The organism is Streptomyces sp. NPDC006235 (assembly GCF_040613735.1).
Taxonomy (GTDB): Bacteria; Actinomycetota; Actinomycetes; order Streptomycetales; family Streptomycetaceae; genus Streptomyces.
On sequence record NZ_JBEXSR010000012.1, the window covers coordinates 13,822 to 39,647 of the forward strand.

The 25,826-nt window shown below is 72.6% G+C and carries 20 protein-coding genes and 1 riboswitch; of the genes, 13 read left to right on the forward strand and 7 right to left on the reverse strand.

Annotation, left to right across the window (positions count from 1 at the left end; translation table 11 throughout):
• Positions 1-375: 375 nt before the first annotated feature.
• Positions 376-549, forward strand: a riboswitch (cyclic di-AMP (ydaO/yuaA leader).
• Positions 550-552: 3 nt separating this feature from the next.
• On the forward strand, positions 553-1,332 hold the full coding sequence (locus tag ABZ192_RS16590; protein ID WP_356925196.1) for a transglycosylase SLT domain-containing protein: 780 nt from the start codon (positions 553-555) through the stop codon (positions 1,330-1,332).
• Here the strand turns inward: ABZ192_RS16590 and ABZ192_RS16595 are convergent.
• The gene (locus ABZ192_RS16595) at positions 1,296-2,144 is read right to left on the reverse strand and encodes an HAD family hydrolase (protein ID WP_356925197.1); all 849 of its coding nucleotides are present in this window, start codon (positions 2,142-2,144) and stop codon (positions 1,296-1,298) included. The two genes, ABZ192_RS16590 and ABZ192_RS16595, sit on opposite strands and share 37 nt — an antisense overlap.
• A 192-nt stretch (positions 2,145-2,336) precedes the next feature.
• Between ABZ192_RS16595 and ABZ192_RS16600 the strand changes: the two genes are divergently transcribed.
• The 3 genes from ABZ192_RS16600 (at position 2,337) to ABZ192_RS16610 (ending at position 5,679) form a co-directional block, all read left to right on the forward strand.
• Entirely contained in the window at positions 2,337-3,401 is a 1,065-nt protein-coding gene (locus ABZ192_RS16600) for a GNAT family N-acetyltransferase (RefSeq protein WP_356925198.1), read from the forward strand.
• A gap of 32 nt (positions 3,402-3,433) precedes the next feature.
• Entirely contained in the window at positions 3,434-4,747 is a 1,314-nt protein-coding gene (locus ABZ192_RS16605; RefSeq protein ID WP_356925200.1) for a glycosyltransferase, read from the forward strand.
• 176 nt (positions 4,748-4,923) lie between these two features.
• A complete protein-coding gene (locus ABZ192_RS16610) occupies positions 4,924-5,679 on the forward strand; it encodes a polysaccharide deacetylase family protein (protein ID WP_356925337.1) in 756 nt (251 codons plus the stop codon).
• Between the two features lie 12 nt (positions 5,680-5,691).
• On the opposite strand, the gene ABZ192_RS16615 is transcribed toward ABZ192_RS16610, so the two are convergent.
• From ABZ192_RS16615 to ABZ192_RS16635, 5 genes are all read right to left on the reverse strand, one after another.
• Positions 5,692-6,711: a glycosyl hydrolase gene (locus ABZ192_RS16615; RefSeq protein ID WP_356925201.1), complete on the reverse strand. Its 1,020-nt coding sequence runs from the start codon at positions 6,709-6,711 to the stop codon at positions 5,692-5,694.
• 131 nt (positions 6,712-6,842) lie between these two features.
• Positions 6,843-7,283: a hypothetical protein gene (locus tag ABZ192_RS16620; RefSeq protein ID WP_356925202.1), complete on the reverse strand. Its 441-nt coding sequence runs from the start codon at positions 7,281-7,283 to the stop codon at positions 6,843-6,845.
• Positions 7,280-9,241 carry a glycosyltransferase gene (locus ABZ192_RS16625; protein ID WP_356925203.1) on the reverse strand — a complete coding sequence of 654 codons (1,962 nt, stop codon included), beginning with the start codon at positions 9,239-9,241 and terminating at the stop codon, positions 7,280-7,282. Before ABZ192_RS16625 ends, ABZ192_RS16620 begins: the two co-directional genes overlap by 4 nt.
• A 68-nt stretch (positions 9,242-9,309) precedes the next feature.
• Entirely contained in the window at positions 9,310-11,544 is a 2,235-nt protein-coding gene (locus tag ABZ192_RS16630) for a lipopolysaccharide biosynthesis protein (protein ID WP_356925204.1), read from the reverse strand.
• On the reverse strand, positions 11,537-12,832 hold the full coding sequence (locus ABZ192_RS16635) for a DegT/DnrJ/EryC1/StrS family aminotransferase (RefSeq protein WP_356925205.1): 1,296 nt from the start codon (positions 12,830-12,832) through the stop codon (positions 11,537-11,539). The genes ABZ192_RS16630 and ABZ192_RS16635 overlap by 8 nt, the downstream gene beginning before the upstream one ends.
• Positions 12,833-13,142: 310 nt before the next feature.
• On the opposite strand from ABZ192_RS16635, the gene fahA reads away from it, so the two are divergent.
• The 8 genes from fahA to ABZ192_RS16675 all read left to right on the forward strand — a co-directional run bounded on the left by fahA (position 13,143) and on the right by ABZ192_RS16675 (position 22,789).
• Entirely contained in the window at positions 13,143-14,354 is a 1,212-nt protein-coding gene (gene fahA / locus ABZ192_RS16640; RefSeq protein WP_356925206.1) for a fumarylacetoacetase, read from the forward strand.
• Between the two features lie 328 nt (positions 14,355-14,682).
• Positions 14,683-15,621 carry a M56 family metallopeptidase gene (locus ABZ192_RS16645; RefSeq protein WP_356925207.1) on the forward strand — a complete coding sequence of 313 codons (939 nt, stop codon included), beginning with the start codon at positions 14,683-14,685 and terminating at the stop codon, positions 15,619-15,621.
• Positions 15,622-15,761: 140 nt separating this feature from the next.
• Entirely contained in the window at positions 15,762-16,550 is a 789-nt protein-coding gene (locus tag ABZ192_RS16650; protein WP_356925208.1) for a GntR family transcriptional regulator, read from the forward strand.
• A 33-nt stretch (positions 16,551-16,583) separates the two neighbouring features.
• Positions 16,584-16,811 (forward strand): ferredoxin family protein, encoded by a 228-nt coding sequence (locus ABZ192_RS16655; RefSeq protein ID WP_003992261.1) that lies wholly within the window; start codon positions 16,584-16,586, stop codon positions 16,809-16,811.
• 75 nt (positions 16,812-16,886) lie between these two features.
• Positions 16,887-18,233, forward strand: a complete 1,347-nt coding sequence (locus ABZ192_RS16660) for an ABC transporter substrate-binding protein (protein ID WP_356925209.1) — start codon at positions 16,887-16,889, stop codon at positions 18,231-18,233.
• Entirely contained in the window at positions 18,230-19,153 is a 924-nt protein-coding gene (locus ABZ192_RS16665; protein ID WP_356925210.1) for an ABC transporter permease, read from the forward strand. The genes ABZ192_RS16660 and ABZ192_RS16665 overlap by 4 nt, the downstream gene beginning before the upstream one ends.
• Positions 19,137-19,931: an ABC transporter ATP-binding protein gene (locus ABZ192_RS16670; RefSeq protein WP_356925211.1), complete on the forward strand. Its 795-nt coding sequence runs from the start codon at positions 19,137-19,139 to the stop codon at positions 19,929-19,931. The genes ABZ192_RS16665 and ABZ192_RS16670 overlap by 17 nt, the downstream gene beginning before the upstream one ends.
• Before the next feature lie 11 nt (positions 19,932-19,942).
• A complete protein-coding gene (locus ABZ192_RS16675) occupies positions 19,943-22,789 on the forward strand; it encodes a fumarate reductase/succinate dehydrogenase flavoprotein subunit (protein ID WP_356925212.1) in 2,847 nt (948 codons plus the stop codon).
• Positions 22,790-22,841: 52 nt separating this feature from the next.
• On the opposite strand, the gene recQ is transcribed toward ABZ192_RS16675, so the two are convergent.
• On the reverse strand, positions 22,842-24,914 hold the full coding sequence (gene recQ / locus ABZ192_RS16680) for a DNA helicase RecQ (RefSeq protein WP_356925213.1): 2,073 nt from the start codon (positions 24,912-24,914) through the stop codon (positions 22,842-22,844).
• A 375-nt stretch (positions 24,915-25,289) separates the two neighbouring features.
• Between recQ and ABZ192_RS16685 the strand changes: the two genes are divergently transcribed.
• Positions 25,290-25,808, forward strand: coding sequence for a hypothetical protein (locus ABZ192_RS16685; protein ID WP_356925214.1), 519 nt, complete (start codon positions 25,290-25,292; stop codon positions 25,806-25,808).
• The last annotated feature ends 18 nt before the right edge of the window (positions 25,809-25,826 follow it).

A 25,826-nucleotide genomic window follows, 5' to 3' on the forward strand; every position in this document is an offset into this window, starting at 1 on the left:
CCGATCACGACCGCAATGTTTTCGATCAGCTCATAAGAACAGACATTTATCGACTTACCAGTCGATAGCGAGCTATGCACGATTTGCGGCATTGGATAAGCGAATTCCCCTAAGCGCAAATCGCCCCACGGACTCGTGATCAGTGAGTTGAATCACGTTATCCCCTGTGACATCCCCCTCCGGCACCGGCCCGTACCTCCTTCCGCCGCACGCAAGTTGAGCCTTGGCTTCAGCAAAGGATCAAGTGCCCCATACACCCCTGACCAAGGTCAACCGCTCGATATGTGACTCCGGTGCTTGTTCCCGACATGTGCTCTCGCATACGTTCCGGGCCTGTCCGGCGGATCGCCGAATCCTGCCACCGCCCGGACACCCCACACGAACCCACTCACTCACGCAGGGCAGGAGCGGGGGACCCAGGTAAGTCGCCGGTCCGCGCAGCGGAACGGCTCGGGGTGAAGCCGCGTACGGCACACAGCGCCGTAGGCGGCCGGGCACCTCCCGGCCCGAACCCGACAGCTCACCTCGCAGGCGCCGGAGAGGAACATCGCCATGCCCCGAGGCAAGCACCGTCGCCCCAGAACCAGTCAGTTCACCCGTCGTGTCTTGGCCGCCGGCACCGGCGGAGCGGCCCTCGCCCTGCCGCTGATCGGCGCGACGCAGGCCAGCGCCGCCCAGCCGGCCCAGAGCGCACCCACCGTCTCGCAGTCCGTGCCACAGGCGGCCCAGCCCGCCAAGTCCCTCACGTACACCGTCACCAAGGGCGACTCGCTCGCCCGCATCGCGGACAAGTACGACGTGTCGGGCGGCTGGAAGCAGCTCTACAAGGACAACCGCGCCGCGGTCGGCGACAACCCGCAGCTGATCCACCCGGGTCTGAAGCTCACGGTGAAGACGGCCAAGGCGGACGCCGGGAAGAAGACGGCGACCAAGTCCTCCGCCCCCGCCAAGCCGGCCGCGAAGCCCGCCGGTGGCGTCGCCCAGGCCACCCAGGCCTCCGCGAAGACCTACGCGAACAACCTGGACGGCTGGATCCGCGAGGCGCTGGACATCATGGCGCAGAAGGGGATCCCGGGTTCGTACGACGGCATCTACCGCAACGTCATGCGCGAGTCGTCCGGCAACCCCCAGGCGATCAACAACTGGGACTCGAACGCCGCCAAGGGCACGCCGTCCAAGGGTCTGCTCCAGACCATCGACCCGACCTTCCAGGCCTACCACGTGGACGGCACGTCGTGGGACCCGTACGACCCGGTCGCCAACATCACCGCGGCCTGCAACTACGCGGCCGACCGCTACGGCTCGATCGACAACGTCAACGGCCCGTACTGATCCGTCCCGCCCAGCAGTCGTTCGAGGACGACGGCGATGCCGTCGTCCTCGTTCGACAGGGTGACCTCGTCGGCCACGGCCTTGAGCTCGGGGTGGGCGTTGGCCATGGCGACGCCGTGGGCGGCCCAGTCGAACATCGGGATGTCGTTGGGCATGTCGCCGAAGGCGAGGGTGTCCGCCGGCCGCAGCCCCAGGTGCTCGGCGGCCAGCGCCAGGCCGGTGGCCTTGGTGATGCCGCACGGCTGGAGCTCGACCGTGCCGGGTCCCGACATCGTCACCGTCGCCAGTGAACCGACCACCGAGCGGGCCGTCGCCGCCAACTCGTCGTCCGACAGGTGGGGATGGCGCAGCAGCACCTTGCTGATGGGCTCGCCCCACAGGTCGTCGCGCCGGTCGACCCGCACCGCCGGAAGGGTCGGGTGCGGCATCAGGTAGCCCGGCTCGATGAGCGTGAGGCCGTCGACCCCGTCCTGGTCGACCGCGGCGTACACCTGCCCCACCTCGGCCTCGATCTTGCCGAGGGCGGTCTCCGCCAGTTCCCGGTCCAGGGTGATCGACCACAGCAGCCGGTCCGCGCCGGCGTCGTACACCTGCGCGCCCTGTCCGCACACCGCGAGCCCCGTACAGCCCAGGTCGTCCAGGAGCGGCCGCACTCTCGGCGCCGGCCGGCCCGTCACCACGAGGTGCCGGGCACCGGCGTCCACCACCCGCGTGAGCGCGGCGAGGGACCGGTCGGACAGGGTGTCGTCGCCGCGCAGCAGCGTCCCGTCCAGGTCGGTGGCGATGAGTGAATATGCGAGGGGTGCGGCCATGATCAGAGAATACGGACAACGCGCCCCTTCGTTTCATCGCACGGCGCACGCCGATTGCCCGGTTGAAGGCCTCTGCGCCAGTTGGCAACAAGATGGTCCGCTACCTACCGTCGGGGCCGTCTCGGGCGGTACCTTCCAAGTGTCCAGGGGGGACTTGATCGGGGGGTCGGGTTGAGCAGTGGGCGTGTTCGTGTGGGTGTGCCCGGGGAGCTCGGCGAGGGGGAGAAGGAGCGCTGGCGCGCGCTGCGCGCGGCGTCGGAGACACCGCGCAACCCCTTCATGGAACCGGAGTTCACCGAAGCCGTCGGCCTGGTGAAGCCGCAGGCGCGGGTCGCGGTGGTGTACGAGGGGCTGGAGCCGGCCGGCTTCCTGCCCCACGAACGGGGCCCGTTGGGGCAAGGACGGGCGATCGGGCTGGGCGTCTCGGACGCGCAGGGCGCGATCCTGCGGCCCGGCCTTCGCCTGGACACGGGCGAACTGCTGCGGGCCTGCTCGTTGTCGAGCTTCGCCTTCGACAACCTGGAGGCCGAGCAGCGGTTGTTCGTCCGGTACGCGGCCGAGGAGCACGCCACCTACGTCATCGGCGTGGAGAAGGGCTACGAGACGTACGAGTCGGTGCTGCGCGCCCAGTCGCCGAAGTTCCTGAAGACCACCCTGGCCAAGGAGCGCAGGCTGGGCCGGCAGGTCGGCGAGCTGCGGTTCGTCTTCGACGAACGCGAGCCGGCCGCGCTGCGCACGCTCATGGAGTGGAAGTCGGCGCAGTACCGCAGGACGGGCCGCCGGGACCGGTTCGCCCGGGAGTGGATCACCCGGCTCGTGGGGCGGCTGGCCGAGACCCGGGCGCCCGAGTGCAGCGGCACGCTGTCCGTGCTCTACGCCGGTCGGCGGCCGCTGGCCGCGCACTTCGGACTGCGCTCGGCATCGGTCCTGGCCTGCTGGTTCCCGGCCTACGACCCGGAGTTCGCGAAGTACTCGCCGGGTCTGGTGCTGCACCTGCGCATGGCCGAGGCGGCGGCTGCCGAGGGCATCGGCATGCTCGACCTGGGGCGGGGCGCGGCCGAGTACAAGGACGCGCTGAAGACGGGTGAACTGCCCGTGTACGAGGGTGCGGTGACGCGACCGGGGGCGGGCGCGGCACTGCACTGGCTGAGCCGCGAACCGGCGCGCCGCGCGCACGGCTTCGTCCGCGACAGGCCACGACTCGCGGCGCTGGCCGCGCGGACCTTGAAGGGCGCGGCCCGGCTGCGCCGTACCTGACGACGATCCTGACGACGAGGGGGGTGGGGCCCATGGCCCGTTCGGCGCGTGCGCAGGAGGAGATACGGCGGTTCCTGGACATCGATGCGGTGCAGGTCGCCGAGCTGGACCTCGACGGTGACGAGGTGGTGCTCAGACCGGGCCCGGGGGGCCCGCCGGTGACGCACGGCGAGGTGTTCGTGCTGGTCAGACGGGGCGGGCGGCCCGTGGGGACGCTGCTCGGGCGGGTGCCGGAAGGGGCGGACGCGAGGACGGTGCTCGCGGAGCGGGCGAAGGCGGTGCTCGCGGAGCCGGAGAAGGCCGTGCACGCCGAGCCGGAGAAGGCGCGGCAGGCTCCTGGGGCCGGTGAGCCGCCGTACACGAGTGTCGTCGTCGCCACCCGCGAGCGTGCCGGGCAGTTGGCCCGGGCCCTGGACTCGCTGCTGGCGCAGGACCATCCGCGGTTCGAGATCGTCGTCGTGGACAACGCTCCGGTGACGAGCGAGACGCGGGAACTGGTCGAGCGGAAGTACGCCGAGCGCGTGCGGTACGTCTGCGAGCGGGTGCCCGGCCTCGCGGTCGCGCACAACACGGGTCTCGCGGCCGCGCGCGGCGAGGTCGTCGCCTTCACGGACGACGACGTGGTCGCCGATCCGCGCTGGCTGACCGAGCTGACCGCGCCCTTCGCCACCGACCCCGCACTCGGGTGCAGCACCGGTCTGATCCTGCCCGCGCGGCTGACCACCCCGGCCCAGGTGCTGCTGGAGAGCCACGGCGGCTTCGCGAAAGGCTTCACTCCAAGGACGTACGACCCGGCGCGGCCGCCGGGCGACGAACCGCTGTTCCCATTCACGGCGGGGCGGTTCGGCTCCGGTGCCAACATGGCCTTCCGGACGGCCGTCCTGCGTTCCGTCGGCGGTTTCGACCCGGCCACCGGTGCCGGCACGGCCGCCCGCGGCGGCGACGACCTCTACGGCTTCGTCCGCGTCCTCGCCGAGGGCCACCGGCTGCGCTACACCCCGTCCGCACTGGTGTGGCACCACCACCGGGAGACCTGGCAGGACCTTCAGACGCAGGCGTACGGCTACGGCGCCGGGCTCACCGCGTATCTCACCGCGGTGCTCGTGAACCGCCCCGCGCTGCTGCCCGCGTTCCTCGCGAGACTGCCCCGGGGCCTCGCCCACGCCCGCGCGCTGACCGCCGTACGCGAGACCGAGGGCGGCGGGGCGCCGGGTGACCACGACACACGGACGCATCCCTGGCCGCGGCGGCTGTCGCGGTTGCAGCGCCGGGGGATGGTGTACGGGCCTGTCGGCTATCTGCGCGCGCGGCGGGCGCTGCGGGCGCGTGGTGAGGGGGCGAGATGAGGACGTCGGCACGCACGCGGGACGAGGGCCAGGGGGACGGCAGAGGCCGGACGGAGCGGGGTGCGCAGGAGGGTGAGGGGCCGATATCGGCGCCGGGTGCGGCCGTCTCCCCGGCCATCCCCGCACCGGGTGCGGCCGGCTCCCCGGCCATCCCGGTCTTCCTGTACCACTCCGTGATGGACGATCCGCCCGGCTGGATCGCCGAGTTCACGGTCACGCCGAAGCAGTTCGCCGCGCATCTCGACGCCGTGGTCCGCAGCGGCCGCACCCCCGTCACGATCAGCGCGATCGCCGACCATCTGGCCGGGCGCGCGCCCCTGCCGCCCCGGCCCGTGTTGCTCACCTTCGACGACGGCTTCGCCGATCTGCCCGGCCCCACCGCCGAGGCGCTGGCCGAGCGGGCGCTGCCCGCCACCGCCTATCTCACCACCGGTGCCATCGCCCCGGGCGGCCGCAGTCTGCTGCCGCCCGCGCCGATGATGAACCTGGACCGGGCGGCGGAGCTGGAACGTTACGGCATGGAGATCGGCAGCCACACGGTCACGCACGCGCAGCTCGACACCCTGTCCCGCAAGGACCTGGCGTACGAACTGCGCTCGTCGAAGGCCGTGCTGGAGGACGCCCTCGGGCACGAGGTCCGTCATCTCGCCTATCCCCACGGCTACAACAGCCCGCGGGTGCGGGCGATGTCGGCCCGGGCCGGCTACGAGACGGCGACCGCCGTGCGGCACGCGCTCAGCTCCGACCGCGACGAGTGCTACCGCATCGCCCGGCTCATCGTCCGGCGTACCCACACCGTCGCCGACGTCGAGGCCTGGCTGGCGGGTGCGGGCGCCCGGGTCGCGCCCTACCGGGACGGGCCCAAGACCATCGCGTGGCGGTGGTACCGGCGGGCCCGCGCGGTGCTGCACGGGCCCGAGTTCGCGGGCTGATCCCTGCCCGGGTTACTTGAGCGGCTGGTTGAAGTAGGGGTCGGCGACCGCCTCGCGCAGGCTGCCCCAGGCCGCGTCGTTCGCCAGGGCCAGGTTGCAGTGCGGTCCGGGGTCGCGGTAGTTCCACTGGAGGGCCGCCTTCACGCCGTCCAGGCCCTTCAGCACCCCGGGCACCTGCGCGTACCACTCGGCCTGCCGCTGCGGGCGGGACGGGTCCGCGGCGGTGCCGAACTCGGAGAGCATCAGCGGCTTGTCGTCGGAGATGTTGCCGCGGATCCAGTCGTGCACGGAGTGCTGCGTCTGCGCGAAGGTGCGCCAGCCGGCCTTGTGGCAGCGGTAGTAGTTGTACTGGTTGTAGCCGATCCAGTCGACGTACTCGTCGCCGGGATACATCGCCTTCATCTCGTCCGCGTGGTCGAGGTAGCCGGTGGTGATCCACGTCCACACCACGTTGTCGACGCCCAGGGCGCGGAACCGGTCGTGGATGTGCCGGTACGCCTTCACGTACTCGGCGGGGGTGCCGTTGGCCGGGGTGCGGGTGTCCATCTCCAGGTCGAAGGAGAGGAACACCTTCTTGCCGTAGTCCTTGACGCGCTCGGCCTGGACGTCGATGACGGTCTTGTCCAGCTCGCCGGAGGCGATCTGCTTCCAGGTCGGCTGCTGCTCCTTGGTGCCGCCCCACCACTTGCTCTCCCAGGACAGCAGCAGCAGGCGGTCCTCGCCGACGCGCCGCTCCTCGGGGGTGAGCAACTGGCCCTCCCTGCGCGTGCCTTCGGGCAGAGACATGTCGTGGTACGTGTACACGATGTCGAGTTCGCGGCCGACGCGCTTCTCGTAGGCGCGCACCTTCTCCGGCAGGTCGTCCCGCTCGTGCGGCACGAACGCCCCGAACCAGGCGCCGCAGGGCGGTTCCAGGAGCGCCGTGGGGCGGCAGTCCGCCTTGGAACCGGCGGCTCCGCTCTCGTCCGGCCCGGAGGCGTTCCGGAGGGCGAGGACGCCGACCAGGACCGCGCTGACGATCGTGGCCGACATGATCAGCAGTCGGCGCCGGCTCGATGTGAACGGGCCGGCGGACGGCTGCTCCTGGTGTGGCTGTGGCCTTCTCCGGTGCTGTCCGGTCGTGGTCGGCGTGCGGCGAAAGGGACGGTGGGGACGGTTGAACCTCACTGAGCAGAACCCTTCGGTGTCCTCGGTGTCGTCCTCGGCGGTGGGGAGGCGCGCAGCTGCGGACAGAACGCGGCGACTGTGGTCAGCAGCGTCAACGTCAGCAGCACCCGCTGCGCGCTGAAGGAGTGCGTGGCGATCAGCACGGTCGCGACGAGCATCACGGCGCCGATGCTCACGAACAGCACCAGCATCAGCCGCTCCAGCAGGTCGGAGTGGCGGGCGAAGTCCGGGTCGCGGCGCTCGACGGGGCCTTCGGCGGGCCGCTCCCCGAGCGCGGGAGCGCAGACTCTGACCATGGCAGCGCCCGGGCCCGCCGCCAGGAAGAGGGCGACGGCGGCACCCCGCAGCGGCGATCCGCCGGGCAGCGCGAGGGCGGCGAGCGCGAGCCAGCCGCCGAACGGCGGCAGCATCCGGACCACGAGTTCCTGCGGCGTCATCGCTCCGCACCCCCAGCCTGCTTCAGTACGTAGAGCCACCCGGCGCTGTTCTCCGCCACGAGCTGGAAGCGTGGTGAGGCGGCGACGGACTTCTGGATGCGGTCCAGCTGCGCCTCGTCGAGTTGTCCGTTCATCTCGGAGTTGGCCAACTGCCCCTGGGTGAGCAGGAAGTAGGCCCGGGCCGGCCGTTCCACCCCGGCCATGTCGCTGGCGAGGGTGCCGGCCGGGTTCTCGACGATCCGGTCGACGTGGCTGCGGGCGTCGTCGAGGAACCAGTAGTGGTCGACGCTCCAGTAGGAGTCGTACGCGAGCGGGTAGTTGCGGTTGGCGGCCACGACGAGCGAGCCGTCGGGCGCCTGGTCGAAGAGCTGCCGTACGAGAGCCACTTCCTGCGGCGGGAAGTAGTTGATCCGGTCCTTGCCCGAGTAGGCCGGGACGAACGCCAGGGTCCCGCCGAGCAGTGCGGCCAGCCCCACCCACGTGCCGAGCCCGCGTCTGCGGGCCTGCACGGGGGCGGCCTGCCGGCCGACGGCCTCCTTCGCGGCGGCGTCGGCGGCCAGCGTGCGGACCTTGGGCAGCAGCGCGGCGGCGGCGAAGAACGCGGCGCCGGGCAGCATGAACAGCAGCACCCGGAAGATCATCTCGCTGCCGTAGCTGCTCGCCGCGAACATCGGCAGCGGGGCGGCCGCGAGCAGCAGCAGGGGCCGCGCCCGGTGCCGCAGCACCCGCTGGCGCAGGACGCCGACGGCCGCGAGCAGCAGGGCGGAGGCGGACAGCAGCCGGGCCGCCCAGGAGGTGGCGATCGCTCCGGTGCCGGTCGGGGTGGCGCCGTACCCCGTCTCCACGTTGGCGCCGATGTCGCCGACGGAGCGGATCATGTCCGGCATCGCCGCGGACAGGAAGGGCAGCGCGGCCGTGAGACACCAGGCCAGGAAGATCACGACGGTCGTGACCACCGGGACCCAGTCGCGGTAGCGGCGGCTCAGGCACAGGGCGAGCAGGCAGACGACCAGCATGCCCGGGGTGAGCTGGTGGGAGATGACGATCGCCACGACCATGACGACGAGCATCACCGTCCACACGGCCTGCCGGGGCCGCCCGCCCCGCACGGCGGACCGGCCGAAGCGGCGCAGGACCAGGGCCAGGACGCCGACATGCAGCGCGTAGGCCACGGACTGGGGGGAGAAGTAGTCCTGTCCGACCCAGTTGGCGACGTAGAAGAGCCAGACAGCGGTCCAGATCAGCCGCCGGTCCTCCGTGAAGGTGCGGTAGATCAGCAGCAGCGGGAGCAGCAGCATCAGGCTGGAGACCAGGGGCCACCAGGCCATGAACATCGCCGCCGACTCCACGCCCAGCAGCCGCATCAGGGCGGCCTGTGCGGCGAAGAAGCCGGGCCACTGGTCGTACACCGCCATGTCGCCGACCTGGTCGGCCGTCTGCAGACCGCCCGCCGTCAGCAGGTGGTCGATGACCGCCTCGTGCTTCCACGCCCACGCGTACAGCGGGGTCGGGTAGACCACGGCCTGCGTGACCCGCTCCATCACCAGCAGCCCGAGGACGTACGCCAACGCCCAGGCGCCCGGCCGCCGCGGATCGCGGACCGTGAACCAGAAGCCGGTGGTGAGCACCGCGAGGCCGGCCCAGAAGGCCGGGTGCAGCGCCGTGACCAGCCCGTAGTCGTCGAGCCGCGAGACGTCGGTGTGCCGCACGGCGTACGCCCACAGGGCGAGCGCGACGAGCAGCGGAACGCCGGGCCAGGCTGCGCGCCACCCGGACCCGGCGGGGGGAAGGTCGGACAGGTCCGTCACGGGCTCGTGGGCCGGGCTCGACGACTCCGAGGACGAGGAACCGGAGGACTGGCCGGCGGTCTCGGGGCTGCTGCCGGGGGTGCTCGCGCCGTCCCGTGCCGGTGTGGGTTCTGGCGTGGATCTCTCCCTCGGAGTGACTGGCGGACGCACGGTGGTTCCCCCCTGGCGGTTCGGCTCTGTTCGGCTCTCTTCGGGCCCTGTTCGGCTCTTGGGCTTGATCAGGCGCTGGGTCGGCCGTTCGGACTTCTGCGGTGCTGTAGGGCCGACGCGGCACGGCGGCAGAGCGGCAGGAGCAGGACGAGTACGGCGAGCAGGGGCGGCGCGACCGGTGCGAGCGCCTCACGCCACACCCAGCCGCCGACCGCGACGAGATACAGAACCCCCCAGCGCCCCGGCCACGGCAGCCGTCCGCCCGCGCTCGCGAGCAGCAGCCACAGAGGCACGAGACACAGCAGCTGGCAGACCGGCGGCGCCCAGCGAAGCAGCGGCTCGGGCCCGTCGAGCCCGACCGCGTCCGCGAGGAAGCCGGCCGTCCTCTCGTACAACGCCCCGTCCACCGGCCGCGGTTCCCGCCCGAGGGCGGCCGGTGCGGCGTACAGGGCGAGCAGGGCGGCGTACAGCGCCGTACCGGGCAGCCACGGGTCGCGCCGGGTGCACAGCGTCACGGCGGCGGCGAACACCACGAGCAGCAGGCCTCCCGCGGTGAGCGACGGCAGCGGCAGGCCCTCCAGCAGCTGGCGCCCTGTCAGCGCCGCTTCGGTGGCGTGGTCGAGCGAGGGCAGATCGCGCAACGGCGCCCAGAAGAAGACGGTGGCGAAGCCGAGCAGGCTCCACAGGGCGCCTCTCAGCCGCCGCTCCCGCGGCTCCTGGTCCGGTTCCGCGGGCTCCTGGCGCGGTGGTTCCCTGGTCGGCCCTTCCGGGCGCACGATCAGCGCCAGTGTGTCCGCCTGGAGCGCCTCCCGTTCGTATCCGGGGCGCCCTATGAACAGCGTGACCGTGTCCTGGTCGCCGTCCTGGGGCTGGCAGGCGGCCCGGCGGGCCCAGGTCGTGCCGTACCCGGCGGTGGCGTTCAGCTTCGCCCAGTGCGTGCCGTAGGACGGGTGGGAGGGATCGGCGGGCGTACGGGGCGCGGGCGCGCTGGCGTTGTGTCGCAGAGCCGCTCGCAGCCCGACCGCGGAGACGACGGCGATCAGCGTCATGCTCAGCAGCACCGCCCAGCCGGCGCCCGCGATCCCGGCCGGGGTGAACAGCACGGCCGCGCTGCCCAGCACCAGGACGCACATGGCGCCTTGGAGCGCGGCGAGCACACCCGTGCGCCCCTGCACGCGCAGTACGCCGATGTACAGCTCCACCACGACCCGCGGCAGCGCGCCGAGGGCGAGCAGCCGCAGCACGGTCGAGCCGTGCTCGGCGTAGTCCGGGCTGAACGGCGTGAGGATGTACGGGGCGAAGAGGACCAGCACCAGCACGACCGGGACCAGCAGCAGCGTCATGCGCCGCAGGGCGCCCCGGACGCCGTCGGCGAGCTGCCGGGGGTCGTGGGAGGCGTGCGCGGTGAGGGACGAGGCCATGTTGATGGCCATGAACTCCATCGTGCCGCCGACGGTGTACGCCACGTAGAAGTAGCCGTTCTCCGCGGCGCTGAAGCGGACCGCGACCATCACCGGCAGCAGGTTGATCATCGCCAGGCTGAACAGCGCGCCCAGCGAGTCCCCGGCCAGGAAGCGGCCCATGTCGCGGAGTTTCGGGGGCTCTTTCTCACGGTCGAGTTCGGCCTGGCGCGGGATGAGCCGGCGGAAGATCAGCCAGCCCAGCGGCAGGGTGGAGAACGCGATCGCCACCGCCCAGGAGACGAAGATGCCGAGGACGGGCAGCGTGCCGGCGAAGACGGCCAGCAGGGCCAGCTTCCCGACCGAGAACACCGCGTTCCCGGCCGGCACCCACTCCGCCTTGCGCAGTCCGGTGAGCACCCCGTCCTGGAGCGTGAGCAGCGCCCAGGCCACGGCCGCCGCGACGAACACCGCGCCCGCCATGGGCGTGCCCAGCGGGGCGTACGACGCTCCCCACGCGTCGATCGTGAGCAGGAAGACGGCGGCGGCGAGCGCCACGACCAGCGAACTGGCCGCGTACATGCCCCACACCAGGCGCCCGGTCTCCCGTCCCGCGCGTGGGACGAAACGCACGACGGCGCCGATCATCGTCGTCGCCGTGATGCTGGCGAGCAACCGCATCGCCGCGATGGCGGCGGAACCCTGGCCGACGGCCTCCTCGGAGTAGTAGCGGGCGGCCACCAGCCAGAAGCCCAGGCCCAGGACGGCGGACACGCCGGTGCTGAGCATGAGGAAGTAGGCGTTCTTGAACAGCGAGTCGTGCGTGTGCTCGTCGGCGGCAGGCTTCGGTCCGCCGCCGTCGGCGCGCGTGGGGGCGGGCTCGTGCACCTGGATCTCAGCCACGGGACTGATCCGGCCTCCCCGGTGCCGGCCTGCCGCGGGGCGGTTCTCCCGGTGCCTCGGCCGGCCTGCCGCTGGGTGGTGCTCCCGGCGCCTCGGCCGGCCGTGCCCCGGACCGCTCCAGCACCTCCACGGCCGTCCGGGCCCGCAGCGGGTCCACGGGCAGCGCGTGCCGGGCGAACCAGCGGGCCGCCTCGGGGGCCGGTGAGAGGTCGGTGAACCGCTCGCCGGCGTAGTCGTCCAGCGGCGGGTCGTAGAGGTAGCCGACGACGATGCCCCGCCGCGCCAGTGCCGCGATCGCCGCGTCCCGGTCCGCCACGAACAGCGGGACGCGGAACAGCGGCTGGGTGCCGTGCCCGTCACGGGGTTTGGCCCAGGGTGTGGACAGCAGCAACTCGGTGCCCGCCCGGCAGGCGTCCAGCACCTCGTCCAGGCGGTCGAGCTGGCGCGCGACGCGTCGCAGGCGCAGCCGGCCGGACTCCTGGCGGTAGTCGTGCATGTCGACGCGTACCCAGGGGTGGTGGGCGTCGAGCCCGGGCGCGTGCCGGGCGGCCCGCGCGAGTTCGTCCGGGCGCAGCGGCATCCGGATCTCCTCGCGGTCCGCCAGCCCCAGCAGCCGGATCGCGGCCCAGGCGGCGCGCCGCAGCCGCAGCCCGCGCACCGCCGCCTCCGCGTACGGCCGGATCGCATAGGCCAGTTCGGAGCTCGGCCGGCGGGGCGTGAGCAGCCCCGCGCAGGTCTTCTCCACCGCGTCCCGCAGCCCCGGGTCGGCCAGGGAGAGCATGCCCCCGGCCTTGGCGCCTACATGCTTGGACAGGCTGAACGCGGACGCCTCGCCCCACGCCCCGACCGGCCGGTCCCCCACCCGGCTGCCGATGGCGTGCGCCGCGTCCTCGAACAGCGGGATGCCCAGCGCGTCGCACTTCTGTCTGAGCCCCGGCGCCGGGTCAGGGTTCCCGTACAGGTTCGTCGTGAGCACGGCGGACACCGATCTCCACGTCTCGTCCGGCACGGCATCGATGTCGATGGACGCGTCGAGCGGGTTCAACGGCGCCTGCACCGGGCGCAGTCCGGCCGCGAGCACGACGAAGAAGATCACGTCGTCGTTGACCGGCGACATCAGCACCCGTCCGCCGGGCGGGCACCAGTGGCGCAGCGCCACGTACAGCCCGAAACGGCACGACGGTACATACACGCATTCCCGGCCGAGCCGCACGCGCATGGCCTCTTCCAGCCGCTTCGGCTGCACGCCATGCCGCACCGAGCCCGGACCGGCCTCCCCAATGGCCATCCGCCCCCCTGGTGTGCCATCGGAACGCCCCCTCCCCGAGGCCTTCCGGCACCCGCCCAGAGTCGCCCCGTTCGCACCGCTCCGTCAAGATTGCGTCGCGTCCTGTGGATAACTTCCGGCTCGTACGGATGTGACGTCCCGTCCGCCGCGCCCGAGTCGCGCCGTCCGGTCCCACCCGGGCCCACCTGCCCCGTTCGCCCGTATCCGCCTCCTCGGACACTGCCCAGGACGGGTGTGCCACCCGTAACGTGTGGCAGGACCACGAACACGTGGCGACGACACGGCACACCCGAAAGCGAGGCAGCACCCGATGCCCCCCTTCGATGTCCCCGAGGGCGACCCCTTCGGCCCGCACAACCTGCCGTACGGCGTGTTCTCCCTCCCCGGCTCCTCCCACCGGACCGTGGGCGTCCGGCTCGGCGACCACGTCCTGGACGCCGGCGCGGCGGCCCACGCCCTCGGCTCCCCGTACGCCTCCCTGCTCGCGCGGCCGACCCTCAACGCGCTGCTGGCCGCGGGCCGCACGGCCTGGTCGGACGTCCGCCGGGCACTGACGGCGTGGGTGACCGTGCCGTCCCACCGCGAGACCCTCGCACCGATGTTCCACCCCCTCTCCTCGGTGACGCTGCACCTCCCCTTCGAGGTCGCCGACTACGTCGACTTCTACGCGTCCGAGAACCACGCCCGGAACGTCGGCCGGATCTTCCGCCCCGACGCCGAGGACTCCCTGACTCCCAACTGGAAGCACCTGCCGATCGGCTACCACGGCCGCTCCGGCACGGTCGTCGTCTCGGGCACGGACGTCGTACGCCCCTCCGGCCAGCGCAAGGCGCCGGCGGACCCGGCTCCGGTCTTCGGCCCGTCCGTGCGCCTGGACATCGAGGCGGAGGTCGGCTTCGTGGTCGGCGTGCCGTCCCGGATGGGCGCGCCGGTGTCCCTCGACGGCTTCCGCGAGCACGTCTTCGGCCTCTGCCTCCTCAACGACTGGTCCGCGCGCGACATCCAGGCCTGGGAGTACGTCCCGCTCGGCCCGTTCCTCGGCAAGTCCTTCGCCACGTCGGTGTCGGCGTGGATCACCCCGCTGGACGCCCTGGAGGAGGCCCGGGTGACCCCGCCGGCCCGGACGCACGAGCTGCTGCCCTACCTGGACGACAGCGACGAGGAACCCGGCGGCTACGACCTGCGGATCAGCGTCGCCGTCAACGGCCACGTCGTCTCCGAGCCGCCCTTCTCCACCATGTACTGGACGGCCGCCCAGCAACTGGCCCACATGACCGTCAACGGCGCCTCCCTGCGCACCGGCGACCTCTACGGCTCGGGCACGGTCAGCGGCCCGGCGGACCGCGAGCGCGGCTCCCTCCTCGAACTGACCTGGAACGGCCGCGACCCGCTCGAACTCCCCGACGGCAAGCGGACGTTCCTGGAGGACGGCGACGTGGTGACCCTGTCCGCCTGGGCCCCGGGGCCGGACGGTGTGCGGGTGGGGCTGGGCGAGGTGACGGGGCGGGTGGTGCCGGCCTGACGGCGCTCCAGGGGGCGTCCGCGACGTCCCGTCGTGCGCCCGCGGGGCCGCCCGAATCTGGCCGACAACGGCCCGGGTCTGGCCGACAATGGCCGGGTCTGGCCGACAGTCGCCCCTCCCGGCGCTTGTGATGCCGCTCGACTCCTGACTCACACCGCCCGGCACCGTCATACTGGGCTCGGGCGGTGTGCCCGCACGTGCGCGGTGCACGGCACGTTCGGGGCGCTCGCCGGTGTGCACTTGAGCCGCGTCACCGGTGCGCTCGGCAGCCGCCCTCCCCCGCACGACCCGTAGCCGCCCCTCTTCCGACCAACCGGAGCCCGTGGCCATGACCGTCTGCCTGCTCCTGCTGAGCGCTGTCGCCGTGACGGCCGCCGTACCCGTTCCCCGTGCGCTGACCCGGGCCGACTGGCCCGAGCGGGAACCGGTGGTCGCGCTGTGGGTGTGGCAGTGCCTGGTCGCCACCGTCCTGCTGTGCTGCGTGACGGCGCTCGCCCTGGGCGCCGCCGCCGTGTTCGGCACGGTCCGCGCCCAGCTCTTCGCCCCGGCTCCGCCCGCGGTGACGGCGGCGTACGACCTGTCCACCGCGCCGCCCGGGGCCGCCGCCCTCACCCTGCTGCTGGCCTGCGGTGCCGCCTGGACGACCGCGATGCTCGCGCGTGAACTCGTCGAGGCGCGCCGGCGCCGCGCGCAGGCCCGCGCCCACCTTCGCGAACGCGCCCCCGACCTGCCCGCCGGACTGCCCGCCGCCCGCGGCCCCCTCCTGGTCCTGGAGGACGAGTACCCCGACGCCTGGTGGATGCCCGGCAGCCCGCCCCAGCTGATCGTCACCACGGGCGCCCTGCACCGCCTCACGGACCACCAGCTCGACGCCGTCCTCACCCACGAGCGCGGCCACGCCCGCGCCCGGCACGACTGGCTGCTGCACCTGTCCACCGCCCTGGCCACGGGCTTCCCCCGCGTCCCGCTGTTCGCCCACTTCTGCGACCAGACGCACCGCCTGGTCGAACTGGCCGCCGACGACACCGCCTCCCGCCGCTGCGGCCACCTGACCACGGCCCTGGCGCTGATCGAGCTCAACCAGCACCGCGGCGTCCTGTCCTGCGCCTCCAGCCATCGCCTGCTGGGCGAGCGGGTCGACCGGCTCCTGGAGCCGCCGCCCCGGCTGGGCCGCCGGCACCGGGCCCTGACGACCACCACGGCCGCGCTGGTGCCGCTGCTGCCCCTGCTCATCGTGTTCGCGCCGGGTCTGACCGCCCTGTCGTAGCCGTACCGGGGCGGCGGCCGGTGGCGGATCTCCAGGTCGGCACGCCGGAAGTCCAGCTCAGCAGCCCACCCGGCCGCGCTCCCGATGGCGCAACATTCCCGCAACACCACTTTTCCTATCGGATAGGTATGGTCCGAGCCATGCCCAGCGACCGCATCCGAGACCACGCCGGCCAGGGAGCCGCGACCACCGTCGCCGCCCACCGCGCGCGGCGCCGGCTGCGCGCCGACCGGGCCCGGCAACTGGCCGACCTGCTCCGCCGACAACTGCTCACGGACGCCTTCCCCGACGGCACGCTCCCCCACGAGTCGGCCCTCGCCACCGACTACGGCACCAGCCGCAACACGGTCCGCGAGGCGCTCGACCTGCTGCGGGCCGAGGGCCTCGTGGCGCGCCAGCCCGGCGTCGGCACCGTGGTCGTGGCCCAGAAGTACCCCCACGGCCTCGACCGTCTGATGGGTCTCGCGGAAACCCTCCGCGAACACGGCCGGGTCACCAACGAGGTCCGCACCATGGGCCCCGCCCCGGCACCCGCGCCCGTCGCCGGACGCCTCCACCTCGCGCCCGGCACCGACGTCCTCTACATCGAACGTCTGCGCCGCCTGAACGGCCTCCCCCTGTCCCTCGACCTCACCTACATCCCCCTCGACATCGGCACCGAACTGCTCGGCGCCGACCTGGAGAACACCGACGTCTTCCGCCTCCTGGAAACCGTCACCGGCCGGCCCCTCGGCCACGCCGAGATCACCCTGGAAGCGGTCAGCGCGGACACCCACTCGGCCGCCGTGCTCGAGGCCCCGCGCGGTGCCGCCGTCCTCATGCTGGAACGCCTCACCCACCTCGCGGACGGCCGCCCGGTCGACCTGGAGTTCATCCGGTTCCGCGGCGACCGCATCACCATGAGCGGCCTGCTGCACCGGTCCCGGTAGCCCACCCTCTCGCGCACTCTCCTGGAGACATCCATGCCCTTGGCGCCCCAGCGGGCCGACGTGCCCGTGACCATCGACGAGTCGAAGTGCATCGACGGCTGCACGCTCTGCGTGGACATGTGCCCGCTGGACTCCCTCGCCATCGACGAGCGCAACGGCAAGGCGTACATGCATGTCGACGAGTGCTGGTACTGCGGCCCGTGCGCGGCCCGCTGCCCCACCGGAGCCGTCACGGTCAACATGCCCTATCTGCTCCGGTGAGAGGCCCGAACCGCCATGTCCCGAACCGCCAAGTCCCGAACCATCGATTCCCGAACCGTCGATTACCGAACCCGCTTGAAACGCACGGCAGTCGCCGTCTCCGCCGTCGTTCTCCTGCTCCCGCTGAGCGCCTGCGGGGGTGACGCCGAGGCCGGCAGCGGCTCCACCGTGACCGTCACCGTCGGCTACCAGTCCAGGACGATCAACACCGTCACGGCGGGCACCCTCCTGCGCTCCCTCGGCTCCTTCGAGAAGCAGCTGAACTCCCTGCACGACGGCGTCCGGTACAAGGTGGACTGGCAGGACTACGCCACCGGCGCGCCCATCACCGCCCAGATGACCGCCGGGAAGATCGACATCGGCTCGATGGGCGACTTCCCGCTGCTCATCAACGCGGCCCGCGGCAAGCAGCTGAACAGCCCGACCCGGCTGGTCTCGGTGACCGGCTACAACCTGCGCGGCGGCCTCAACACCGTCGTCATCGCGCCCGGTTCGAAGCTGGGCTCGCTGACGGACCTGAAGGGCAAGAAGGTCTCCACGAGCGTCGGCTCGGCCGCCGACGGCACCCTCGTACGGGCCCTCCAGCGCGCCGGCATCGATCCGGACAGCGGCATCGAGAAGCTCAACCAGCAGCCCTCCGTCGGCGCCTCCGCCCTCGCGGCGGGCAGCACGGACGCGCTGTCGCAGTTCGTCGCCTGGCCGGGCCTGCTCACCTACCAGGGCAAGGCGAAGGCGATCTACGACGGCGCCCGGCTGAACCTGCCCACCTTCCACGGCGTCACCGCCCGCGAGGAGTTCGCGAAAGAGCGGCCGGCCGTACTGGAGGCGTTCCTGAAGGCCCAGGCGCAGGCGACGGACTACCTGAACGACCACCCGGTGGACGCCGCCGAGAAGGTCGCGAAGGCCACAGGGCTGCCCGCCGAGGTCGTCTACCTCTACAACGGCGCTCACGGCATCGCCACCTTCGACCCGGCGATCAAACCCCAGCTCGTCTCCGCGCTGAAGCAGGACGTCTCGGTCCTCAAGTCGGCGAAACTCACCGGCGACGTGGACGTCGACTCCTTCGTCGACGACCAGTACGTGAAGAAGGCCCTCGGACCGACGGCGTACGCCGGGCGTCTCGCCACGAAGCCCGCACCGGCCGCGAGCGAGGCCTGGCCCAAGGGCGCCTCGAAGACCCTCACCTTCAACTCCCCCTCTCAGCTGCTGCGTTACGTGGCAGGGCATCGCGACGCCCTGCGCGCCGCCTACGTCCCCGACACCACCACCGGAACCCTCTGGTTCGCCGACAAGGCCGTGTGGGTGGCCGACGGCGACAAGCTGCTGCCCTTCGTCGCCCCCGACACCGCGCAGGCGTACGTCGCCGGGCACGGCGGGGCGCGGGTCGTCCCGTACGCCGACGCCCTGGAGCGGGCGTCGTGAGGCGCTATGCGCTCCGCGTGCTGTCGCTGGCCGCCGCCCTCGGCCTGTGGCAGGGGCTGACCAGCCTGAACATCGACCTGTGGCTGCGGTTCTCGCAGTTCCCGACGGTCACCGACGTGGCCCGGGCCTTCTCCGCCCGGCTCTCCGGGCCGGACTACTGGACGGACCTCACCGACAGCCTCACCCGGATCCTCACCGGCTTCCTGCTGGCCGCCGTCCTGGGCGTGGCCACGGGCGTGCTCGTGGTCCGCTCGCGTCTCGCCGAGGACCTGCTCGGCCCGCTGCTGGAGGTGGTCCGCCCGATCCCGGCCATCGCGCTCGTCCCCGTCGCGATCCTGCTCTTCCCCTCCAACGAACAGGGCATCGTCTTCATCACCTGTGCCGCAGCCTTCTTCCCCGTCCTGGTCTCGACACGGCACGCGGTGCGCGCGCTGACCCCCACGTGGGAGGAGGCGGTGCGCACCATGGGCGGCGGCCGGTGGCGGATCCTCGGCTCCGTCGTCCTGCCGGGCGCGCTGCCCGGGGTGTTCGGCGGCCTGTCCGTCGGCATCGGCGTGTCCTGGATCTGCGTGATCTCCGCCGAGATGATCTCCGGCCAGTACGGCGTCGGCTACCGCACCTGGCAGGACTACACCGTCGTCGACTACCCGGGCGTGTTCGTCGGCATGGTCACCATCGGCGTGCTCGGCTGGGTCACCTCCACGGCCGTGGAACTGCTCGGCCGCCGCCTCACCTGCTGGCTGCCCCGCACCGCGTACGTCCCCGGCGTCCGGCCGCCCGGGCCCGCCCGGCCCTTCCGGCCCTTCCGGCCCTTCCGGCCTGTCCGGTCCTTCCGGTCCGCGAAACCCGCGTCGGCCGCCCCCGCCGCCGTATCCGGCGGGCCCGCATCCGAGGAGGCACGCGATGAGCACCTCGTCTGACACCACCCTGAGCACCTCGCCCGGGGCCGTCGCCGCCGCGCCGGTCCGCGGCACCCGGCTCACCCTCTCCGGCGCCTCCCTCGGCCGCCCCGGCGCGCCCGCCCTGGACGGCGTCGACCTGGACATCGCCCCCGGCGGGATCCTCACCGTCGTCGGCCCCTCCGGCTGCGGCAAGTCGACCCTCCTGCGCACCCTGGCCGGCCTGCTGCCGCCGCTCGCCGGGGAGATCACCCAGGACGGGCACCCGCTGACCGGCCCCTCGGCCGACCGCGCCCTGGTCTTCCAGGAGGACGCCCTGCTCCCCTGGCGCACTCTGCGCGCCAACGTCGAACTCCCCCTCGCCATCAGCGGCGTGCCCCGCGCCGAGCGCCGCGAACAGGCCCAGGCCTGGCTGGAGCGAGTCGGGCTCGGCACACAGGCACGGCAGTTGCCGCACCGGGTCTCCGGCGGCCAGCGCCAGCGCGTCCAGCTGGCCCGCGCCCTGGCCGCCCGCCCCCGCGCCGTCCTGATGGACGAGCCGTTCGGCGCGCTCGACGCGCAGACCCGCGCGGGCATGCAGGACCTGCTGGTCGAGGTGCTGCACGGCACCGGCGCGACCGTCGTCTTCGTCACCCACGACGTGGACGAGGCGCTCTTCCTCGGCGACCGCGTGGCCCTGCTCGGCGCGGGCGGCCTCGTCGCCGTACGGGACGTGCCCCGCCCGCGCGAGCGCGGCGCGCACGACGACCCGGCGCGCCTGGCCCTGCGGCGCGACGTCCTCACCTCGCTCGGTACGTGAAAGGCACCCCGGTGACCACCTCCGTGAACCGCCCTGCGGACACTCCCCTGGCCGTCCCGTCCCTCACCGACGCCGAGGAACTGACCTGCGACGTCCTCGTCATCGGCGGCGGCACCGCCGGCACCATGGCGGCCCTCACCGCCGCCGAGCACGGCGCGAACGTCCTCCTGCTGGAGAAGGCCCACGTCCGCCATTCCGGCGCGCTCGCCATGGGCATGGACGGCGTCAACAACGCGGTCATCCCGGGCCGCGCCGAACCCGACGACTACGTCGCCGAGATCACCCGCGCCAACGACGGCATCGTCGACCAGTCCACCGTCCGCCAGACCGCCACCCGCGGCTTCGCGATGGTGCAGCGGCTGGAGTCGTACGGCGTGAAGTTCGAGAAGGACGAGCACGGCGACTACGCGGTCCGCCAGGTCCACCGCTCCGGCTCCTACGTCCTGCCGATGCCGGAGGGCAAGGACGTCAAGAAGGTCCTGTACCGGCAGCTGCGGCGGCGCGAGATGCGGGAGAGGATCCGCATCGAGAACCGGGTGATGCCGGTGCGCGTGCTCACGACCGGGGGGCGGGCCGTGGGGGCGGCCGGCTTCAACACCCGTACGGGGCGGTTCGTCCAGGTCCGCGCGGGCGCGGTGATCCTCGCGACGGGTGCCTGCGGCCGCCTCGGCCTGCCCGCCTCCGGCTACCTCTACGGCACCTACGAGAACCCCACCAACGCGGGCGACGGCTACGCCATGGCCTACCACGCGGGCGCCGCGCTCACCGGCATCGAGTGCTTCCAGATCAACCCGCTGATCAAGGACTACAACGGGCCCGCCTGCGCCTATGTCGCCAACCCCTTCGGCGGCTACCAGGTCAACCGGCACGGCGAACGCTTCGTCGACTCCGACTACTGGTCCGGCCAGATGATGGCCGAGTTCGCGGCGGAGGTGGCGTCCGACCGGGGCCCGGTCTACCTGAAGCTGAGCCATCTCCCCGAGGAGTCCGTCTCCGCCCTGGAGACGATCCTCCACTCGACCGAACGCCCGACCCGTGGCACCTTCCACTCCGGCCGCGGCCACGACTACCGCACCCACGACGTCGAGATGCACATCTCCGAGATCGGCCTGTGCGGCGGCCACTCCGCCTCCGGCGTCCGCGTGGACGACCACGCCCGCACGACCGTCCCCCGCCTGTACGCGGCCGGCGACCTGGCCTGCGTCCCTCACAACTACATGATCGGCGCGTTCGTCTTCGGCGACCTGGCGGGCGCGGACGCGTCCCAGTACTCCGCGTACGAAGGGGAGTTGCCCCGTGAGCAGCTCCGGGAGGCGCACGAGCTGATCTACCGCCCGCTGCGCAACCCCGACGGCCCGCCGCAGCCCCAGGTCGAGTACAAGCTGCGCCGCTTCGTGAACGACTACGTGGCCCCGCCGAAGTCCGGTGCCCGGCTGTCGCTGGCCCTGGAGGCGTTCGAGCGGATGCGCGCCGACATCGCCGCAATGGGCGCCCGCACCGCGCACGAGCTGATGCGCTGCGCGGAGGTCACCTTCATCCGCGACTGCGCGGAGATGGCCGCGCGCTCCTCCCTGGCCCGCACGGAGTCCCGCTGGGGCCTCTACCACGACCGCCTCGACCATCCCGCTCGCGACGACGCGTCCTGGTTCCACCATCTCGATCTGCACAAGTCCCCCTCTGGTGCGATGGAATTCACGGCCCGTCCCGTGGCTCCCTATCTCGTCCCGGTCGACGGCTTCGCCCCCGCCGGCGGCCCGTCCCGTTCCCTCGGCGAGGTCCACGCCGAGAACGTGGCGACGGCGGGATCGCGGGATCTGGCGCCGGTGGCGGCTCGGGACGGGGCGGAACGTACTGAGCAGGAGCGGACCCCGGGTGAGCGGTACGCGCCCTCGGCTCCGGCCCTGGAGCAGCCCTCCGATCCCACCCGGGGGCAGTCCTCCGCCCGCCTCCTCGAACTCGTCGCGCTCGCCGATGAAGAGCCCGAACTCGCCGCTCTCCAGCCCTACCTGTCCGACCCCGTGCCCGCGGTCCGGCGTGAGGCGGTCGCCGTGCTCACCGAGACGCTGCCGCCGGGGACCGGCCCCGCCCTCGCCGCCGCCCTGCGCGACACCGCAGCCGAGGTCCGTGCCACCGCGGCCGCGTCACTGCGCGAGCTCGTCGAGACGCTCCCGCCCGAGCCCGACCTGCGCGACGGCCTCACCGCCGCCCTGGCAGAGCCCGACCCGGTGGTCCGCGCCGCCGCGCTGGACGTCCTGCGCGCCCTGCGCCTCGGCGGCAGGGACCTGTTCGCGCACGCCCTGACCGACTCCGAGATCGCCGTCCGCATCGAGGCCGTACGCGCACTGGTGTCGGTCGACGCCGCCGGCGAACTGGCCCGAGCGGCGGCCACCGACCCGTCCCGCGAGATCCGGGTGGCGATCGCCAAGGGACTGGCCACGGTGGGTGCGGAGCGTCTGGCGGATGACCTCCCGTCGACCGCCGACCCCGCCGCCGACGCGATCGCCACGGCCCTCACGGGCCTCCTCGACGACCCCGACGCCCTGGTCCGCGCAGCGGCCTACGGAGCACTGGGTGCCACCGGCTGCCCGGCACACCTCACCGCGCGCGCCCTGGCCGCCCTGTCGGAGCAGGCCTGGCAGGTGCGGGCCGGAGCGGCCACGGCCCTGTCCGTCGCCGACCCGGCGTCGGCCGTCCCCGCCCTCGCCAAGGCTCTCGCGGACGCCAACGCCGATGTCCGCAAGGCCGCCGTGCTGGCCCTGACCCGGCACCGCGCCACCGAGGAGGCCCACGCGGCCCTCGCCACGGCGACGACGGACTCCGACGCGGATGTCAGGGCGTACGCGGCACGGGCGTTGTGACCGGCCCGGCTCGCCACTCCCTATGACGCTATGACGTGGCCGGAGCCCGGCTCTATATCCAGTCGTCGGGCTCCGGCTCCGCGTCCATCTCCGGCCAGTGGTCCGGCTCCCCCGCGCCCTGACCGGCGGCGGCGTGTGCCGGAGCCTGCCCGGGCGCCTGGGCCGAGGGTGAGTCGCCCGCGGGAGCGGAGCCTGCCGGCCCGCCCAGCGACGCGAGCACCTCCAGCACGCCCTCCCCGTACGTCGCGAGCTTCTTCTCCCCCACGCCGCTGATCCCGCCCAGTTCGGCCACCGAGCCCGGCCACACCGTGGCGATCTCCCTCAGCGTGGCGTCGTGGAAGATGACGTACGCCGGGACGCCCTGCTCGCGAGCCTGCTCGGCCCGCCAGGCGCGCAGTGCCTCGAAGGCCGGCAGCAGTTCCTCGGGCAGCTCGGCGGCGACCGTCTTGCCCTTGCGCTCGCCCCGCCCCGAGCCCGAGCCCGAGGACGACGAGGACCCCGACCGGGAGGTCACCGGCTTCTTCGGCTCCTTGCGCAGCGGCACCTCCCGCTCCCGCCGCAGCACCGCCCCGCTCGCCTCGGTCAGCACCAGCGTGCCGTACTCGCCCTCCACCGCGAGCAGCCCCTGGGCCAGCAACTGCCGGATGACGCCCCGCCATTCGCCCTCGGTCAGATCGTCACCGATGCCGAACACCGACAGCTGGTCGTGGTCGAACTGGATGACCTTGGCGGTCCGCTTGCCCAGCAGGATGTCGACGATCTGCACCGCGCCGAACTTCTGCCCGCGCTCCCGCTGCAGCCGCACCACCGTCGACAGCACCTTCTGCGCCGCGACCGTGCCGTCCCAGGTCTCCGGCGGGGTCAGGCAGGTGTCGCAGTTGCCGCAGGCAGGCTGGTCCGGGTCCTGGCCGAAGTAGGCCAGGAGCTGGCCCCGGCGGCACTGGGCCGTCTCGCACAGCGCCAGCATCGAGTCCAGGTGGGCCTGGGCCCGTCGCCGGAACGCCTCGTCGCCCTCGCCCGACTGGATCAGCTTGCGCTGCTGGATGACGTCGTTCAGCCCGTACGCCATCCAGGCCGTCGACGGCAGCCCGTCACGCCCCGCCCGGCCCGTCTCCTGGTAGTAGCCCTCGACCGACTTGGGCAGGTCGAGGTGGGCGACGAAGCGTACGTCCGGCTTGTCGATGCCCATTCCGAAGGCGATGGTCGCCACCACGACCAGGCCGTCCTCCCGCAGGAAGCGGGACTGGTGGGCCGCGCGGGTGCCCGCGTCCAGCCCCGCGTGGTACGGCACCGCCTCGATGCCGTTGCGGCTGAGGAACTCGGCGGTCTTGTCGACCGAATTGCGCGACAGGCAGTAGACGATGCCCGCGTCACCCGCGTGCTCCTCGCGCAGGAAGCTCAGCAGCTGCTTCTTCGGGTCCGCCTTCGGCACGATCCGGTACTGGATGTTGGGCCGGTCGAAGCTGGCCACGAAGTGCCGGGCCGTCGGCATGTTCAGCCGCTCGGTGATCTCCTGGTGCGTGGCCCGCGTGGCCGTCGCCGTGAGCGCGATCCGCGGTACGTCCGGCCAGCGCTCCCCGAGCAGCGAAAGCGTCAGGTAGTCCGGCCGGAAGTCGTGGCCCCACTGGGACACGCAGTGCGCCTCGTCGATCGCGAAGACGGAGATCTTCCCGCGTGAGAGCAGGTCGAGCGTGTTCTCCAGACGCAGCCGCTCCGGCGCCAGGTACAGCAGGTCCAGCTCGCCGGCGAGGAACTCGGCCTCGACCATCCGCCGCTCGTCGAAGTCCTGCGTGGAGTTCATGAACCCGGCCCGCACGCCCAGCGCCCGCAGCGCGTTCACCTGGTCCTGCATCAGGGCGATGAGCGGGGAGACGACCACCCCCGTACCCGGTCTGACCAGGGCCGGGACCTGGTAGCAGAGGGACTTGCCGGCGCCGGTCGGCATCAGCACCACCGCGTCGCCGCCCGCGACCACGTGTTCGATGACCGCTTCCTGCTCGCCACGGAAGGTCTCGTACCCGAAGACCCGGTGCAGCGTGGCCAGCGCCGCGCTGTCGCTGGCACCGCCTGGCCCGCCGGTCCCGGTCACCGCGTCCACGTCCGTCATCACATCCGTCCCGCCCATCGCGCCCATCGTCCTGTCCCCCGTAGGTCGCCCCTCGACCACTGCGTCCACCATAGGTGCCCGCACCGACACCCCCGGAGTTATCCACAGGCCTCGCTCGACGGATCCCGTCACCTCCGCACCCAGCTCGAACGGGCGGCCGATACCCGGCTCGAACGGACAGCCGGCCCCCAGCCTGGACAGACGGCCTGTACTCGCCCGAATCGACGGCTCGTTCCCAGCCCGAACGGACACCCCGCCTGGCAGGCCCCCACCGGCCGGGCGATGCTGCCGACGCGAGACGGGGGAGGCCCCCCCCATCCCTCACCGGGCGCGACCGCGCCCCCATGACGGGCGCCCGCCCCCGGGCGCCCCTCCCGCAGGGAGCGACACGACATGTCCTTCCTCAAGGCCGCCTGTGCCCTCACGCTGACCACCGCGCTCGCATGCGCCGCGGCCCCCGCGCACGCCGCCGGACACGACCACGAAGGCGAACCCGAACTCGTCCAGACCTACGCCGTCACGCGCCAGTACCAGCACGTGAAGCGCGCGATCAAGGACGGCCACCTCCCCGCCGGCCCGTGCACCGCGCTGCCCGGAGAAGGCGCCATGGGATACCACTACGTCAAGCAGCGGCTCATCAACTCCACCAACCCGACGGAGCCCGCCGGGCTCGTCCACCACAAGGGCAAGCACGGCAAGCTGCGTCTCGGTGCTGTGGAGTGGAGCGTCCGTGACGCCGACCAGAACGTGGAGACGGACGACGACCGTCCGGTCATGTTCGGCGACCGGCACTTCGACGGGCCGGAGGAGATCCCCGGCCTGGGCGTCGTCTACACGCTGCACGCCTGGATCTTCAAGGACAACCCCAGGGGTGTCTTCTACCCCTGGAACCCCAGGTTGACGTGCCCCTGACCCGGACACACAGTGGGA

Coding starts and splice junctions, on each gene's coding strand:
- ABZ192_RS16620 (WP_356925202.1), bottom strand. CDS start 7,283: ATGACGCCGCAGGAACTCGTGGTCCGGATGCTGCCGCCGTTCGGCGGC.
- ABZ192_RS16685 (WP_356925214.1), top strand. CDS start 25,290: ATGTCCTTCCTCAAGGCCGCCTGTGCCCTCACGCTGACCACCGCGCTC.
- ABZ192_RS16615 (WP_356925201.1), bottom strand. CDS start 6,711: ATGTCGGCCACGATCGTCAGCGCGGTCCTGGTCGGCGTCCTCGCCCTC.
- ABZ192_RS16645 (WP_356925207.1), top strand. CDS start 14,683: ATGACCGTCTGCCTGCTCCTGCTGAGCGCTGTCGCCGTGACGGCCGCC.
- ABZ192_RS16590 (WP_356925196.1), top strand. CDS start 553: ATGCCCCGAGGCAAGCACCGTCGCCCCAGAACCAGTCAGTTCACCCGT.
- recQ (WP_356925213.1), bottom strand. CDS start 24,914: ATGGGCGGGACGGATGTGATGACGGACGTGGACGCGGTGACCGGGACC.
- ABZ192_RS16610 (WP_356925337.1), top strand. CDS start 4,924: ATGGACGATCCGCCCGGCTGGATCGCCGAGTTCACGGTCACGCCGAAG.
- ABZ192_RS16670 (WP_356925211.1), top strand. CDS start 19,137: ATGAGCACCTCGTCTGACACCACCCTGAGCACCTCGCCCGGGGCCGTC.
- fahA (WP_356925206.1), top strand. CDS start 13,143: ATGCCCCCCTTCGATGTCCCCGAGGGCGACCCCTTCGGCCCGCACAAC.
- ABZ192_RS16655 (WP_003992261.1), top strand. CDS start 16,584: ATGCCCTTGGCGCCCCAGCGGGCCGACGTGCCCGTGACCATCGACGAG.
- ABZ192_RS16635 (WP_356925205.1), bottom strand. CDS start 12,832: ATGGCCATTGGGGAGGCCGGTCCGGGCTCGGTGCGGCATGGCGTGCAG.
- ABZ192_RS16650 (WP_356925208.1), top strand. CDS start 15,762: ATGCCCAGCGACCGCATCCGAGACCACGCCGGCCAGGGAGCCGCGACC.
- ABZ192_RS16595 (WP_356925197.1), bottom strand. CDS start 2,144: ATGGCCGCACCCCTCGCATATTCACTCATCGCCACCGACCTGGACGGG.
- ABZ192_RS16605 (WP_356925200.1), top strand. CDS start 3,434: ATGGCCCGTTCGGCGCGTGCGCAGGAGGAGATACGGCGGTTCCTGGAC.